Here is a 16,273-nt window from a genome sequence, read left to right on the forward strand (position 1 = left end):
TCGCATGAAATAAACAAGGTTGTAAATACTACAAACAGAATGAAAAAGAAAGGATGATGAAGCATGACGAATCATGATCATTACATACAGGGGAACGATCATAATGAAGGAGAGAAGCAAGAGGGAAAAGAGAGTTCAATTGTTGAAAAGATACAACAATTGGGCCAAACAAATGTGCCACAAATGGGACAAGATTCCAAAATCCATTGTTTAACAATTGTTGGACAAATTGAAGGTCATATCCAACTTCCACCGCAAAATAAAACAACGAAATATGAACATGTCATCCCGCAGATTGTTGCAATTGAACAAAATCCTAATATAGAAGGATTATTGGTAATTTTAAATACTGTTGGAGGTGATGTGGAAGCAGGTTTAGCTATTGCTGAGATGCTTGCAACGATTTCAAAACCAACTGTATCCATTGTATTAGGTGGAGGTCATTCGATTGGAGTCCCAATCGCTGTTTCATGTGACCATTCCTTTATTGTAGAAACAGCAACAATGACCATCCATCCTGTTCGATTAACTGGATTAGTTATTGGAGTACCACAAACTTTTGAATATTTAGATAAGATGCAGGATCGAGTCATCAATTTTGTAACGAAGCACTCAAATATTACTGAAGAGAAGTTTAAAGAGCTAATGTTTTCAAAAGGGAATTTAACAAGAGATATTGGGACAAATGTTGTTGGGAAAGATGCAGTAGAATACGGGTTAATTGATGAAGTCGGTGGAGTTGGTCAAGCGATTCAAAAGCTGAATAGTTTTCTTGATAAATCTGATGATAAGCAGGTGCTTCAATGATCTACTATACAATGATGCCAGAAGAACTTATGTTCCCAACCATGGAAGATGAGTATAAAAAGCAATCTGTCATTCACATGAACGGTGTTCAATTATTAGTCCAAGAAACAGCTAACGCTCAATATGAAATTGTTCGAATACTTAGTAGTGATCCACGTCATTTTTTAGATAATCAGTATTGTCCTGGGCAAAAAATTACTATGGCCATTTCTACCCCTGAGGAGAAATATGGTATAATAGGAGAGCAAAGATAAGGCAGCCAGTTTCGGCTGCTTTCTTCATTGTTAAGGAAATTATAAAATTCTTGAACTGTGGATAAGCGCTTCGACATCCAGCTCCAACGCCTAGCGCCTCTAGGGTCTAGCCAATCTAGAATTGAAGGCAAAGAGCGCCTTCTATCCAAATCGTCTTATGCTTGTCGTGGCTGAACGAGGCGCTTGCGCTTTTGTTCTTTATTAAAAGAAAAACATTAACTATACATAGGTGATCATTTTATGGCAAAACGAAAAAGAAAACAAAGAAAAACGAAAGAAGATTGGAAGACGACGTTAAAATATGAGCTTGCAGGATTAATTATTTTAGCAATTGCACTAATAGCTATTTCAAAACTTGGATTTGTCGGTACGACATTCGTTCATTTATTTCGCTTTTTCAGCGGAGAATGGTATATGCTGTTTTTAATTGGAATTGTCCTTTTCTCACTCTGTTTAATTTGGAAGCGACAAATCCCAAGGTTATTTAGTCGGCAAATGATCGGAATATATTGTGTAACAGCTTCTTTATTATTACTAAGTCATGTTACACTTTTCAAAATGCTTTCACATAATGGCACTTTTGCATCACCAAGTGTTCTCGCAAACACACTTGAACTGTTTTGGGTGGATGTTAGAGGTGAGGGAAGCACTGTTGATTTAGGTGGAGGAATGCTAGGAGCACTCTTTTTTGCTGCTTCCTATTATCTATTTGCTGAAGCAGGTTCAAGAATTATTGCAGTTGTCCTAATTGTTATTGGGGTTATATTAATTACTGGTAGATCATTACAAGCAACATTGGCTAAGGTATTAATGCCGATTGGAAGATTTATTAAAAATCAGGCTATAGGCTTTAAAGATGATATGAAAAGTCTTCCTTCTTCAATGAAAAAGAAGCGTGAGAAGCAAAAACAAAATAAAAAGGACAAGGAAGAAGAGAAGACTAGAGAAAAAGAAATGGAATCATTTGATGATGAAGAGGTTCTGCAACCAATCATTTCAAGTTTTTCTGATCGTGAGGAACCACCAGAAATGGTCGTTCATATGATGGACACTCAACAACAAATAAATCCAGCCAATGAATCAACTCAAAAACAAAAAAATACATCAACAACAGAGTTACCAACACAAGAGCAAGACGCTCTTCAGCCAATAACATTTGTAGAGGTAGAGAACAAAGATTATGAATTACCGCCAATCGATTTATTAAAAGCACCTAAGCAAAACGCTCAAAATGCAGATAAGAAAAATATTTACGAAAATGCTAGGAAGCTTGAAAAAACATTTCAAAGTTTTGGTGTCAAAGCTAAAGTGACTCAGGTACATTTAGGACCAGCTGTTACGAAATATGAGGTATACCCCGATTCAGGTGTTAAGGTTAGTAAAATTGTCAATTTAAGTGATGATTTAGCTTTAGCTCTTGCTGCAAAGGATATTCGGATAGAGGCCCCTATTCCAGGAAAATCTGCTGTAGGTATCGAAGTTCCAAATTCAGAAATAGCAATGGTTTCACTTAGAGAGGTATTAGAGTCGAAATCGAATGATCGACCAGATGCAAAACTACTAATCGGTTTGGGAAGAGATATTTCTGGTGATGCTGTATTAGCTGAACTTAATAAAATGCCTCACTTATTAGTTGCAGGTTCAACAGGTAGTGGAAAAAGTGTCTGTATTAATGGAATCATCACTAGTATCTTAATGCGTGCAAAGCCACATGAAGTCAAGCTTATGATGATTGATCCGAAAATGGTAGAGCTTAATGTATATAATGGCGTCCCGCATTTGCTCGCCCCTGTCGTAACAGATCCAAAAAAAGCGTCTCAAGCCTTAAAAAAAGTAGTCAATGAAATGGAAAGACGATATGAGCTGTTTTCACATACTGGAACGAGAAATATTGAGGGTTATAATGAGATAATCAGAAGAAATAACCGAGTTGAAGAAGCAAAGCAACCCGAAATCCCCTATATTGTTGTTATTGTTGATGAGTTGGCAGATTTAATGATGGTTGCATCATCTGATGTAGAGGATTCAATAACTAGGCTTTCACAAATGGCTCGTGCGGCAGGTATCCATTTAATTATTGCTACACAACGTCCGTCAGTTGATGTTATTACAGGAGTAATTAAAGCCAATATTCCTTCACGAATCGCCTTCAGTGTTTCATCACAAACAGATTCCAGAACAATACTTGATATGGGGGGCGCTGAAAAGTTATTAGGTAGAGGAGATATGCTGTTTTTACCTGTCGGTGCATCAAAACCTGTTCGTGTACAAGGTGCATTTTTATCGGATGATGAAGTTGAACAAACCGTTGATTTTGTTATTGCTCAACAGAAGGCACAATATCAAGAAGAGATGATTCCAACCGAAGTAGTTGAAACAACAAGTGAAGTACAAGATGATTTGTACGAGGAAGCCGTACAGCTTGTAGTTGATATGCAAACAGCATCTGTGTCAATGCTACAACGACGATTTCGTGTTGGTTATACGAGAGCGGCTCGATTAATTGATGCTATGGAAGAAAGAGGAGTAGTAGGTCCATACGAAGGAAGCAAGCCCCGTGAAGTCCTGCTTTCAAAAGAAAGACATGAAGAACTAACCTCATAATGAATAAGACTATACAGTGTATGAAATGAAAATCATTTTGTATGCTGTTTTTTTGTCTTTATAAGTAACTAATAAATGAAATTCATTAGAGATCACTACTTTGCTACTTGTAGTTCCAATAATAATCGGACTCAATACATTTAAAAATTTACATATTTGAGAATAATAAATTATAAAAAATAAAAATAAAGTTAGCAGACTAATTTTATTTTTCTACTTATTTCGACAAAAATATATAGTTTCTATTTATTTCTAAGGTAAAACATGATATAGTATTTTCGATTAGAGATAGGTGTATAACATCAGATGTCTGATCTCTTGTACATAGCTGAAAAGGTTGGGGGCGGACTAATGACCATAAAATCTGACAATCGTCACTTGTATTTACAAGTTATTGATAAAATTAAAGAAGATATTGAAAATGGCACTTATAAGGAAAAAGAAAAATTACCATCTGAATTTGAACTTTCTAAAGGTTTAGGAGTCAGTAGAGCTACCTTAAGAGAAGCACTCCGTATACTTGAGGAAGAAAACGTTATCATAAGAAGACATGGTGTTGGTACATTCGTAAACTCCAAACCACGATTCACTTCAGGTATAGAACAATTAAATAGTGTTACAGCTATGATTGAAAATGCAAATCTTACACCAGGCACTATATTTCTTTCATCTTCGATTACTGGTGCTACAGATGATGATGTGAAAAGGTTTAAATGTGACAAAGAAGAGGAAATCTTCTTACTAGAAAGAGTACGTACAGCAAATGGTGAGCCGGTAGTCTATTGTTTGGATAAAATTCCGACAAATATTTTACCTGAAACTTTTGATCATGAGCAGGAATCCTTATTTAAATTATTGGAAGAAAAAGCTAATATATATATTAGCTATGCTGTTACTCATATCGATCCCATTGGATACCATGAGAAAATTTCTCCAATCTTAGAGTGTGATCCTGAAACCTCTTTGCTATTGTTAAAACAGATGCACTTCGATAACCAAGACCGACCGGTTTTATACTCATTAAATTATTTTAGAGCTGACCACTTTAGTTTTCATGTTGTAAGAAAACGATTATAGGTAAATGATAATAAAAAGTTTTCCTATCGTTCATACATATGCTTGTCATTAAATCTACACCAGTTAATGCTTAACCCTTGTCTGTTATTTATAATGAAAGTAAGTGTAAATTGGACTTTAAGGAGGTGATCGTACCGAGAAGTCTGTTTTTGTAAAGTGCTATATTAAAATTATTATTTAGGGGGCAATAAAAATGAAGAAAAAACATGGACTTGCATTATCTCTAGTGCTTGCAGCAGGAACGCTTTTAGCTGGCTGTGGCGGTGGGACTGATAAAAATGAAGATGCTGGTGGAGAAGGCGGCGGTGAAAGTTCAAAAGATAACTTCACAGTGGCAATGGTAACAGATGTTGGAGGAGTAGACGATAAATCCTTCAACCAATCAGCTTGGGAAGGTATCCAAGAATTCGGGAAAGAGAACAACCTTGAAAAAGGTGATGGTTTTGATTACTTACAGTCAACTAGTGATGCAGATTATGCAACAAATTTAAATACCCTGGCTCGTAAAGACTTTGATTTAATTTATGGAATTGGTTACCAATTACAAGGGGCGGTAGATGAAATCGCACAGCAACAAAAGGATGCACATTTTGCTATAGTTGATAGTGTTGTTGAACAACCCAACGTTGCAAGTATTACGTTTAAAGAGCATCAAGGTTCATTCTTGGTTGGTGTGGTTGCAGGATTAACAACAAAAACGAATAAAGTTGGATTTGTAGGTGGTATGGAATCTGATTTAATTAAAAAGTTTGAAGTTGGTTTTGTTGAAGGCGTAAAAGCTGTAAACCCTGAAGCAAAAGTTGATATTCAATATGCAGGTGCCTTCGATGCCGCGGATAAAGGTAAAGCGATTGCTTCAAGCATGTACGGTGCTGGTGCAGACATTATTTATCATGCTGCTGGTGGTACTGGTAACGGTGTATTCTCTGAGGCTATTGACTTGAAAGTTGAAGATCCAGACCGTGAGCTTTGGGTTATCGGGGTTGATAAGGACCAATATGAAGAAGGAAATGGTAAAACAAAAGATGGGGAAGAGTTTAACGTAACACTTACTTCTATGGTAAAACGTGTTGACGTTGCTGTTAAAGATCTTGCTGAAAAAGGTGCAGTTGGTGAGTTCCCAGGCGGAGAAATTTTAGAATATGGCATTGAAGAGGAAGCAATTGGTATTGCTCCTGCTCCACATGATGAACATCTAACAGATGATGTAAAAGCAAAAGTGAAAGAATACCAAGAGAAAATCTTAAATGGTGAAATTGAAGTACCTACAAAATAAGGATAAATAATAAGGGGCTGACTTAATGATAAAGGTCAGACCCTCTAGCTAAAAAGAGTATTGGACAATTCGTCTTATACTTCATTTGTTAGAGAGGTCTGTGCTATTTAAAAGTCACCCCTTTATTCCTGAAAATCAATAAATGCAAATTTTCTAACTATTTGGAGGACTTGCATTTGGTGATTTTCATACCAGCTAGCTTTTGTCAATAGAGCATTAAGTTACAAAATGAATAATAAAAAACTTCATGTTGTTCAGGGAAAAGGAGTGAACAAGTTGGAATATGTAATTGAGATGCTAAATATTCGCAAAGAATTTCCTGGAATAGTTGCAAACGATAACATAACCTTACAAGTTAAAAAAGGAGAAATTCATGCGTTATTAGGTGAAAATGGAGCAGGAAAGTCAACATTGATGAACGTTCTATTTGGACTTTATCAACCGGAAAAAGGGGAAATTAGAGTTAAAGGAAAAAAGGTTGATATTACAAATCCAAACATCGCAAATGATTTAGGAATTGGGATGGTTCATCAGCATTTTATGCTCGTTGATACGTTTACAGTTACAGAAAATATCATCTTAGGTAATGAACCGAAAAAAGGTACTTCTATAAACTTAAAAGAAGCAGAAAAACAAGTAAAAGAAATATCAGAGAAATACGGTCTTAAAGTTGATCCTACAGCTAAAATTTCAGATATTTCAGTAGGTATGCAGCAACGAGTAGAAATTTTAAAAACATTATATCGCGGTGCAGAAATTTTAATTTTTGACGAACCGACAGCAGTTTTAACACCTCAAGAAATTAAAGAATTAATTCAGATTTTAAAAACTTTAATTAATGAAGGGAAATCGATCATATTAATTACACATAAATTAAAGGAGATTATGGAAGTTTGTGATCGAGTTACAGTCATTCGAAAAGGAGAAGGGATTGGAACAGTAAATGTAGTTGATACAAATCCAAATGAACTAGCTTCATTAATGGTAGGGCGGGAGGTTTCATTTACTACAGAAAAAATTCCTGCTTCTCCAAAAGAAGATGTATTAACAATTGAAAATTTAGTTGTTAAAGATAATCGTCAAGTTCCGATGGTTAATTCTTTAAGTTTATCAATCCGTGCTGGTGAAATAGTTGGAGTTGCTGGTGTAGATGGCAATGGTCAAACTGAATTAATTGAAGCGATTACAGGGTTAAGAAAGGTGAATTCTGGGACAGTTAAAATAAATAATAAAAACATTACAAATATGCATCCAAGGAAAATTACAGAAACAGGCATTGGTCATATCCCACAGGATAGACATAAACATGGCCTTGTACTAGATTTCCCTGTTGGAGAGAACATGGTGTTACAAACATATTACCGACAACCTTTTTCAAAGAGAGGTGTCTTAAATTTCAAAGCAATTTATGATAAAGCTTCCCAATTAATAACTGAATTTGACGTAAGAACACCAAGCTCTACAACTTTAGCGAGGGCTTTATCAGGTGGAAATCAGCAAAAGGCAATAATCGGACGTGAAGTTGATAGAAATCCTGATTTATTAATTGCAGCCCAGCCTACACGTGGATTAGATGTTGGAGCAATTGAATTCATTCATAGCCGGTTAATAGAACAACGTGATAACGGAAAAGCTGTCCTTCTTATTTCATTTGAATTAGATGAAATTATGAATGTTAGTGATCGAATTGCAGTTATCTACGAGGGTAAAATAGTTGATATCGTTGATCCTAAGGAAACTACTGAACAGGAGTTAGGATTACTAATGGCTGGTAGTAAGCGTCAGAAGGAAGGTGAGCCATCATGAATTTAAATCGTTATATGAATTTGCTAATTCCAATTATTGCTATTATATTAGGTTTAGTTTGCGGTGCAATCATTATGTTAGTTAGTGGTTACGATCCGATTGCTGGATATAGTGCATTATGGTATGGGATCTTCGGAGAATCTTATTATATAGGTGAAACTGTTAGACAGGTAACACCTTATATTTTAACAGGTTTAGCGGTAGCATTTGCCTTTCGTACAGGTCTTTTTAACATTGGTGTTGAAGGGCAAGTTATAGTCGGTTGGCTTGCTGCGGTTTGGGTTGGTATTGCATTTGAATTACCAATGATTATTCACCTTCCACTTGCCATTATCGTTGCTGGATTAGCAGGTGCACTATGGGGATTTATTCCTGGTTTTTTGAAAGCCCGATTTAAAGTACACGAAGTTATCGTTACAATTATGATGAATTATGTTGCATTACATGTAACAAACGCATTAATTAGAGATGTTATTACTGATAATGCTGATAAAACGGAAAAAGTATTTCCATCTGCATCATTACGTTCTGAATTTTTTGAGAATATAACTGATTTTTCACGTATGCACTATGGAATTTTTATTGCAATTATTGCAGCATTTTTGATGTGGTTTTTACTTGAGAAAACAACAAAAGGTTATGAACTTCGTGCTGTAGGATTTAATCATGATGCAGCACATTATTCTGGTATGAATGTAAATAAAAACATTATTTTATCTATGGTTATTTCTGGTGCGTTTGCAGGTGTAGCTGGTGCAATGGAAGGTTTAGGAACGTTTGAATACGTTTCAGTTAAGGGTGGCTTTACTGGAATAGGATTTGATGGAATTGCTGTAGCCCTCATTGGAGGAAACACGGCAATTGGAATCATATTAGCTGCTGTATTATTTGGTGGTCTGAAAATTGGAGCATTAAACATGCCTTCAGAAGCGGGCGTACCGAATGAACTTGTTGAAATTGTTATTGCGCTTATTATCTTCTTCGTAGCATCGAGCTACTTTATCCGCTGGATCTTACTTCGTTTTAAAAAGGAGGGGAAGTAAGTGAGCATATTACAGGCTTTAGAAATTATCATTCCAACAGCTTTATTTGTGGCAGCTCCACTTATTTTCACTGCACTTGGTGGAGTTCTTAGTGAACGTGCAGGTGTTGTTAACATTGGTCTTGAAGGCTTAATGATTATTGGTGCGTTTGTAGGTATTGTTTTTAATCTTAATTTTGTAGATGTATTTGGTAGTGCTACCCCTTGGTTAGCTATTTTAGCGGCAATGGTTGCAGCAGCTATCTTCTCCCTGCTTCACGCAGTCGCTTCGATTACTTTTAAAGCAGATCAGGTAGTAAGTGGTGTAGCGATTAACTTTTTAGCATTAGGTTTAACTTTATTCTTAGTGAAAAATATTTATGAAAAAGGGCAAACTGATCGAATAAGTATGAGCTTTAATAAAATGGACGTACCAATCTTAAGTGACATTCCTATAATTGGAAAAATATTTTTCTCAGGAGGATATATTACCTCTTATATTGCAATTCTAGCAGCAGTGATTGTATGGTATGTTGTATATAAAACACCATTTGGACTTCGTCTTCGTTCTGTTGGAGAACATCCAATGGCAGCAGATACAATGGGAATAAATGTAACGAAAATGAGGTATATCGGGGTCATGCTTAGTGGAGCATTTGCTGGAATCGGCGGAGCGGTGTATGCCACGATTATTTCAAGAGATTTTGGTCATGCAACAATAAGTGGTCAAGGATTTATGGCGCTTGCAGCGGTTATTTTTGGTAAATGGCATCCATTAGGTGCAATGGGGGCCGCACTATTTTTTGGTCTTGCCCAAGGATTAAGTATAATTGGAGGAACCATTCCATTTTTAAAAGATATTCCAACGGTTTACTTACTCATATTACCTTATGTTTTGACTATTCTTGCGCTAACAGGATTTATTGGGCGTGCCGATGCACCTAAAGCATCTGGAACCCCATATGAAAAAGGAAAACGTTAATAGTAGTATCAAAAAAGGCTTCCTCACTATATGTTGGGAAGCTTTTTTGCTTATAGAATTAATATTCTAACAAGAAAAAATATAAAAAAACGTATTAATAAATTTCCATTTGTTAGTTACTACTTAATCCTAGTATATGTTCGCAGATAACTACACAAAATGTAATTGAATAAAAAATAATGTAGACAAGGTGAAGCAAAGATGGAATCACGAAAGAAGCTCGATTTGTTAGCATTATCATCTGTTCCGCTTGTAATGACATTAGGAAATTCAATGTTAATTCCTGTACTTCCTTTAATCTCTAAAAAATTAAATATCGGATCTTTTCAAGTTTCTTTAATTATAACCGTGTATTCAATTGTGGCGATTATTTTAATACCGATTGCAGGATATTTATCTGACCGTTTTGGTAGGAAAATGGTCATGGTACCATGTTTAATTATTGCAGGTCTAGGTGGAGCAGTTTCTGGTTGGGCTTCTTGGCAAATGGAAGATCCTTTTATGTTTATACTGATAGGGAGGGTATTACAGGGGATTGGCTCTTCTGGTGCCGCACCCGTGGTGATACCGTTAGTAGGTGATATGTTTAAGGATGATGAACAAGTTAGTGCGGGATTAGGATTAACTGAAACAGCTAATACAGCAGGAAAGGTGTTAAGTCCAATAATCGGAGCTGTATTAGCTTCATTTTTATGGTTTTTGCCTTTTTGGTTTATTCCTTTTTTTAGTTTGATTAGTGTATTACTAGTCTTCTTTTTAGTAAAAGTTCCTAAGAAAAAGAAAACTGAGAAACAGTCATTTAAGGAATTTGCTCATTGTATAAAAGATATTTTTAAAGAAAATGGAAAATGGCTTTCTGCAGTTTTTGCGGTAGGTTGTATTATTATGTTTGTCTTGTTTGGAGTTTTATTCTATTTATCGGATATGCTTGAAAAGCGATATAACATAGATGGTATTCAAAAAGGGTTAGTATTAGCCATTCCGTTATTAGCGCTTTCGATTAGTTCATATGTCGCAGGGAAAAAAATTGGTGAGAGCAAACAGCTGATGAAAATGGTCATTGTCATCGGGATGGGAATTGTAACTATATCCTTTATTGCATTAAGGGTACAACATTCCTTTCTTTATTTAGTTGCCTTTTTAGTCATTACTGGCATTGGCATTGGAATCACACTGCCAAGTCTTGATGCGATCATTACAGAGGGAATTGAAAAAGAACATCGGGGAACAATTACCTCAATATACAGTTCAATGAGGTTTATAGGAGTTGCAGCAGGTCCACCTGCATACGCATATTTTATGACGATATCAGAACACCTCATCTATTATATATCTGGTGGAGTTAGTTTTTTGGCGGTAATGATTGTTATGCTATTTATTAAGCCTAAAAATGACCCACAAAAGGATTCGGATTCAAAGCGAATGCCTAAGCTTGCTTAATGCTGATATAAGAGCTTTACTACCTTATATCAGCCTGTTTATATACCTTTGTATATAGATGTATGTTTATAGAAAGAATAAGATGGAGAAAAAAGTGTATTATTTCCTTTATTATCCTCGTATTGATATAATTACAAGCAAATACTTACAAAAGCTATTTGACATAAAGGAGGGTTTTCATGTCGTTTATTAATGAACAGCTTGTTAATGTAAACGGGTTGTCCTTGCATACTGTTTCAACGAGTAAATTTAAAACCAATACTATCGTTTTAAAACTACTCGCCCCATTAAATGATCAGTATGTTACATATCGTGCATTGCTTCCGTATGTTCTTCAAAGAGGTACGAAGAGTTTTCCAACAAGTACGAGTTTAAGGCAGCATTTAGATGAACTATATGGTGCAACACTACATGTTGATCTTGCTAAAAAGGGTGAAAATCATATCATTTCATTCCGTATGGAACTTGCTAATGAAAAATTCTTGTCTAATCCTGCACCTTTATTAGAAAAAGGGATTAAGCTATTATCAGAAATTTTGTTAGACCCGGTTGTTGATGGTGAGGCATTTAAAGATGAAATTGTGACACAGGAAAAACGAACATTAAAGCAACGCATACAATCTGTATATGATGACAAAATGAGATATTCAAATTTACGTCTTGTGCAGGAAATGTGTAAAGGTGAACCATATGCACTACATGTTAATGGTGATATTGAAGATATAGAACAAATATCTCCACAAACCTTATTCGATTATTATCAAAAGGCAATAAGCTCCGATAAAATTGATCTATATGTAGTTGGTGATTTAGATCAGCAAGAGGTGGAAGGTTATGTAAAGCGGTATTTTCCATTACAAAATAACCATCAGCCAGTTAATGAAGCATTTGAGAAACAAGAAGTAGAAGAAAATGAAGTTATTGAGGAACAAGATGTAAAACAAGGAAAATTAAATATTGGCTATCGTACAAATAGTACGTATCGTGATGATGACTATTATGCTTTACAGGTCTTTAATGGAATTTACGGTGGTTTTTCTCATTCGAAGTTATTTATTAATGTCCGTGAAAAAGCAAGTTTAGCTTATTATGCGGCATCAAGAGTAGAGAGTCATAAAGGTTTATTAATGGTTATGTCCGGCATAGAGGTTCAGAATTACGATCAAGCTGTCACAATCATTCGGGAGCAAATGGCTGCGATGAAAAGTGGAGATTTTACTGATCAGGAATTTGAGCAAACTAAGGCAGTCATCCGAAATCAGCTATTAGAAACAATTGATACTGCATATGGCTTAGTTGAGATTGTCTATCATAACGTTATTGCACAAAAAAATCGCTCATTTGACGAATACCTACAAGGGATTGAAAAAGTTTCAAAAGAAGATGTTGTGAAAGTTGCTGATAAGGTAGAGTTAGATACAATTTACTTCTTAAAAGGAATGGGGGGAAATGCATGACAAATCCTATTCGTTTTGAGCAACTACAGGAAGAGCTATATTATGAAAAGATGGATAATGGTCTAGATGTCTATGTATTACCTAAAAAGGGTTTTAACAAGACATTTGCTACATTTACAACAAAATATGGGTCAATTGATAATCGCTTTGTTCCTTTGAATAAGGAAGAGATGAATACTGTTCCAGATGGAATCGCCCATTTTCTTGAACATAAGCTTTTCGAGAAAGAAGACGGAGATGTGTTTCAGCAATTCAGTAAACAAGGGGCGTCTGCAAATGCGTTTACTTCGTTTACAAGAACAGCATATTTGTTCTCAAGCACAAGCAATGTGGAACAAAATCTTGAAACATTAATTGATTTTGTGCAAACTCCATATTTTTCAGAGCAAACTGTTGAAAAGGAAAAAGGTATTATTGGTCAGGAAATCAATATGTATGATGATAATCCGGATTGGCGTTTATATTTTGGTTTAATTCAAAACCTTTATCAACATCATCCAGTAAGAATAGATATTGCAGGTACAATTGATTCTATTGCTAAAATTACAAAAGATTCCTTGTATGAGTGTTATAATACGTTTTACCACCCAAGCAATATGTTGCTATTTGTGGTTGGTGCTGTAGAACCAGAAGAAATATTAAAACAAGTGAGAGATAATCAACAGAAAAAGGAATTCACAGCACAATCTGAAATCAAAAGAGAATTTCCAAATGAACCCAATGAAGTTTATCAAAAGCTTGATCAATTAAAAATGAATGTCCAAGGGTCCAAATGTTTAGTTGGATTAAAAGCAAAAAATCCTAATCGCTCTGGAAAAGATTTATTAAAATATGAGCTGTCTATGAATATTATTTTGGATATGTTATTTAGTAAAAGTTCAAAGTACTATGAGAATCTCTATAGTGAAGGTCTTATTGACGATACATTTAGTTATGACTATACAGAAGAAACAGGTTTCGGTTTTGCTATGATCGGTGGAGATACAGAAGATCCTGATAAACTTGCAGAGCAAATCAAATATATTTTATTAAAAGCAAAAGCTGAAGGTGTTGATTTTACAACTTTTGATGCCGCAAAAAACAAAAAAATTGGAGCATTTTTAAGAGCAATTAACTCTCCTGAATATATCGCAAATCAGTTTACGCGTTATGCCTTTAATGATATGAACCTTTTTGATGTCGTACCAACACTCGAATCGCTATCACAGGACGATATTACATCAGTACTCAAAGAAGCAGTGGAAGAAGAATTATTCACAGTTTGTCAGGTTGTACCAAAGTAAAGATATTTTTAAAAGAACGACTTATAAGGGTCTGTCCCCTTCAAACTCACTAGTCTATCGTATTTTTTCACCTTTAAATACTATAGATTGTGTTAAGGGGTCTGACCCTTTTGTTTGAGGAGAGAAACAATGGATAAATATGCATTAATCACCGGGGCTAGTGGTGGAATTGGTATGGCAATTGCGAAAAAACTTATAGAGGATGGTTATCACATATTTGTTCATTATCATCAAAATGAACAAGCTATTCAGGAGCTAATCCAAACTAATGCCCAATATAAACGGATGATCCTACCGATACAAGCAGATTTAACAAAGCAAACGGGCGTACAAGATCTTATCAATCAAATGGAGAAGCCAATTGATTTGCTCGTATTAAATAGTGGCAAGAGTTTTTATGGTTTAATTACTGATATGAATGATGATAATATTGAACAAATGATCAATTTACATATTACAAGTCCATTTCGTTTAACACAAAAGCTTATTCCTTCAATGGTAAGTAAGCGCGAGGGAAACATCATAGTGATTTCATCCATTTGGGGAATAGTAGGAGCATCTTGTGAGGTATTGTATTCGATGGTTAAAGGTGGGCAAAATTCATTTGTAAAAGCTCTTGCGAAAGAGCTTGCCCCAAGTCAAATTCGAGTAAATGCCATTGCACCAGGTGCTATTAACACTCAAATGCTCTCGGATTTTACTGTAGAGGAACTAAATGATCTTAAAAATGAAATTCCGATTGGTCGTTTAGGTGATCCTGATGAAATTGCTCATGCGGTATCTTTTTTATCGTCAACAAATGCCTCATATATTACTGGTCAGGTTTTATCGGTGGATGGTGGCTGGTATTGATTAAGTGCATTATTCAATTTACTATGTTAGAACGGATATCGAGTCCATTTTTTGATATTGACGAAATATTGTTTTCTATTGCATATATTTTTTCTAAATAATATGGAATAAAAAATGAAGACCAAAGGAACACTAAATTTGTAACAATTAAAAAAAGGGGGTACTCCTATGTCTGTTTTAGAAAATTGGGATGAGTGGAAAAATTTCCTTGGTGACCGTTTACATCATGCTCAAAACGAAGGAATGAATGATCAGGTTATTAATAACCTAGCATTTGAAGTTGGTGACTACTTAGCTAAGCAAGTAGATCCAAAAAACACTCAAGAAAGAGTATTATCAGATCTTTGGAGTGTTGCTTCTGATCAAGAAAAACAGGCAATTGCAAGTATGATGGTAAAGCTTGTTCAAAATAACGGTTCGCACTAAAAAAGAGAGGAGATATCCTCTCTTTTTCAATATCATTTTTTATAGAAACCTTTTGGTTTGTTTTACATAGACCTTTTTTGGATAAAGTATGATTAGGATGCTTGTTCTTTTTATTATTTGTCAAGTAATTGTTCTTTCTTCTTTTGGATAAATCATATATTATAGGTTATAGTGATTGTTTAAAGGGGGACTTACATTGCCATTTGAATGGTATTTAGAATATGAAATTCAAAAAAATCGTCCCGGGCTCCTTGGTGATGTTTCATCTTTATTAGGAATGTTATCAATTAACATTATCACTATTAATGGTGTAGATGATTCCCGTCGAGGTTTGTTATTGAAATGTGAAAGTAATGACCAAGTACGAAGACTCGAATCTATCCTAAAAACTATGGATCATATAACTGTTACCAAGTTAAGAGTCCCAAAGCTTCGAGACCGATTAGCAGTTCGCCATGGACGATACATACAGCGAGATGCAGACGATAAAAAAACCTTTCGATTTGTACGAGATGAACTTGGACTATTAGTTGATTTTATGGCAGAATTATATAAACAGGATGGTCATAAATTAATTGGAATCCGTGGAATGCCGAGGGTGGGCAAAACAGAATCTATAGTTGCATCTAGCGTTTGCGCAAATAAAAAATGGTTATTTGTTTCATCTACTTTGCTCAAGCAAACAATTCGCAGTCAGTTGATTGCTGATGAATATAGTGAAGACAACGTATTTATTATTGATGGGATCGTTTCAACGAGAAGAGGTTCTGAACAACATCTTCAGTTAGTTAGAGAAATTATGAGACTTTCTGCAACAAAAGTAGTGGAACATCCTGATATTTTTGTGCAAAACACAGAATATACATTGGATGACTTTGATTATATAATAGAAATTCGCAATGATCCTGATGAGGAAATTACCTATAAAGATGTTGAAGAACCACAAATGCTGTTTGATTCTTCAAGTCTTTCAGGCTTTGACTTTTAA

General features: G+C 35.1%; 14 protein-coding genes. All 14 read left to right on the top strand.

Annotation, left to right across the window (positions count from 1 at the left end):
- The first annotated feature begins 63 nt into the window (after positions 1–63).
- Positions 64–807 (top strand): ClpP family protease, encoded by a 744-nt coding sequence (locus HUW50_RS20075; protein WP_066337626.1) that lies wholly within the window; start codon positions 64–66, stop codon positions 805–807.
- Positions 804–1,061, top strand: a complete 258-nt coding sequence (locus HUW50_RS20080; RefSeq protein WP_066337624.1) for a YlzJ-like family protein — start codon at positions 804–806, stop codon at positions 1,059–1,061. Before HUW50_RS20075 ends, HUW50_RS20080 begins: the two co-directional genes overlap by 4 nt.
- A gap of 240 nt (positions 1,062–1,301) precedes the next feature.
- Positions 1,302–3,665: an FtsK/SpoIIIE family DNA translocase gene (locus HUW50_RS20085; RefSeq protein ID WP_185653151.1), complete on the top strand. Its 2,364-nt coding sequence runs from the start codon at positions 1,302–1,304 to the stop codon at positions 3,663–3,665.
- A 351-nt stretch (positions 3,666–4,016) separates the two neighbouring features.
- Positions 4,017–4,742 (top strand): GntR family transcriptional regulator, encoded by a 726-nt coding sequence (locus tag HUW50_RS20090; protein WP_066337620.1) that lies wholly within the window; start codon positions 4,017–4,019, stop codon positions 4,740–4,742.
- Between the two features lie 193 nt (positions 4,743–4,935).
- Positions 4,936–6,018, top strand: a complete 1,083-nt coding sequence (locus HUW50_RS20095) for a BMP family lipoprotein (RefSeq protein WP_066337616.1) — start codon at positions 4,936–4,938, stop codon at positions 6,016–6,018.
- Between the two features lie 276 nt (positions 6,019–6,294).
- A complete protein-coding gene (locus tag HUW50_RS20100) occupies positions 6,295–7,824 on the top strand; it encodes an ABC transporter ATP-binding protein (RefSeq protein ID WP_066337610.1) in 1,530 nt (509 codons plus the stop codon).
- The gene (locus HUW50_RS20105; RefSeq protein WP_066337609.1) at positions 7,821–8,867 is read left to right on the top strand and encodes an ABC transporter permease; all 1,047 of its coding nucleotides are present in this window, start codon (positions 7,821–7,823) and stop codon (positions 8,865–8,867) included. Before HUW50_RS20100 ends, HUW50_RS20105 begins: the two co-directional genes overlap by 4 nt.
- A gap of 6 nt (positions 8,868–8,873) precedes the next feature.
- Positions 8,874–9,827, top strand: a complete 954-nt coding sequence (locus tag HUW50_RS20110; protein WP_396652650.1) for an ABC transporter permease — start codon at positions 8,874–8,876, stop codon at positions 9,825–9,827.
- A 201-nt stretch (positions 9,828–10,028) separates the two neighbouring features.
- The gene (locus HUW50_RS20115; protein ID WP_185653152.1) at positions 10,029–11,267 is read left to right on the top strand and encodes a bacillibactin exporter BcbE; all 1,239 of its coding nucleotides are present in this window, start codon (positions 10,029–10,031) and stop codon (positions 11,265–11,267) included.
- Between the two features lie 179 nt (positions 11,268–11,446).
- Positions 11,447–12,724 carry an EF-P 5-aminopentanol modification-associated protein YfmF gene (gene yfmF, locus HUW50_RS20120; protein ID WP_066337603.1) on the top strand — a complete coding sequence of 426 codons (1,278 nt, stop codon included), beginning with the start codon at positions 11,447–11,449 and terminating at the stop codon, positions 12,722–12,724.
- A complete protein-coding gene (gene yfmH / locus HUW50_RS20125) occupies positions 12,721–14,007 on the top strand; it encodes an EF-P 5-aminopentanol modification-associated protein YfmH (RefSeq protein WP_066337598.1) in 1,287 nt (428 codons plus the stop codon). The genes yfmF and yfmH overlap by 4 nt, the downstream gene beginning before the upstream one ends.
- Before the next feature lie 129 nt (positions 14,008–14,136).
- Positions 14,137–14,859 (top strand): elongation factor P 5-aminopentanone reductase, encoded by a 723-nt coding sequence (gene ymfI / locus HUW50_RS20130; RefSeq protein WP_185653153.1) that lies wholly within the window; start codon positions 14,137–14,139, stop codon positions 14,857–14,859.
- Between the two features lie 168 nt (positions 14,860–15,027).
- The gene (locus HUW50_RS20135) at positions 15,028–15,285 is read left to right on the top strand and encodes a DUF3243 domain-containing protein (RefSeq protein ID WP_066337593.1); all 258 of its coding nucleotides are present in this window, start codon (positions 15,028–15,030) and stop codon (positions 15,283–15,285) included.
- A 196-nt stretch (positions 15,286–15,481) separates the two neighbouring features.
- Positions 15,482–16,273: a DUF3388 domain-containing protein gene (locus HUW50_RS20140; protein ID WP_066337586.1), complete on the top strand. Its 792-nt coding sequence runs from the start codon at positions 15,482–15,484 to the stop codon at positions 16,271–16,273.

Origin of the sequence: Metabacillus sp. KUDC1714 (genome assembly GCF_014217835.1) — a bacterium.
Lineage (GTDB): Bacteria > Bacillota > Bacilli > Bacillales > Bacillaceae > Metabacillus > Metabacillus rhizosphaerae.

Coding starts and splice junctions, on each gene's coding strand:
- HUW50_RS20075 (WP_066337626.1), top strand. CDS start 64: ATGACGAATCATGATCATTACATACAGGGGAACGATCATAATGAAGGA.
- HUW50_RS20080 (WP_066337624.1), top strand. CDS start 804: ATGATCTACTATACAATGATGCCAGAAGAACTTATGTTCCCAACCATG.
- HUW50_RS20085 (WP_185653151.1), top strand. CDS start 1,302: ATGGCAAAACGAAAAAGAAAACAAAGAAAAACGAAAGAAGATTGGAAG.
- HUW50_RS20090 (WP_066337620.1), top strand. CDS start 4,017: ATGACCATAAAATCTGACAATCGTCACTTGTATTTACAAGTTATTGAT.
- HUW50_RS20095 (WP_066337616.1), top strand. CDS start 4,936: ATGAAGAAAAAACATGGACTTGCATTATCTCTAGTGCTTGCAGCAGGA.
- HUW50_RS20105 (WP_066337609.1), top strand. CDS start 7,821: ATGAATTTAAATCGTTATATGAATTTGCTAATTCCAATTATTGCTATT.
- HUW50_RS20115 (WP_185653152.1), top strand. CDS start 10,029: ATGGAATCACGAAAGAAGCTCGATTTGTTAGCATTATCATCTGTTCCG.
- yfmF (WP_066337603.1), top strand. CDS start 11,447: ATGTCGTTTATTAATGAACAGCTTGTTAATGTAAACGGGTTGTCCTTG.
- yfmH (WP_066337598.1), top strand. CDS start 12,721: ATGACAAATCCTATTCGTTTTGAGCAACTACAGGAAGAGCTATATTAT.
- ymfI (WP_185653153.1), top strand. CDS start 14,137: ATGGATAAATATGCATTAATCACCGGGGCTAGTGGTGGAATTGGTATG.
- HUW50_RS20135 (WP_066337593.1), top strand. CDS start 15,028: ATGTCTGTTTTAGAAAATTGGGATGAGTGGAAAAATTTCCTTGGTGAC.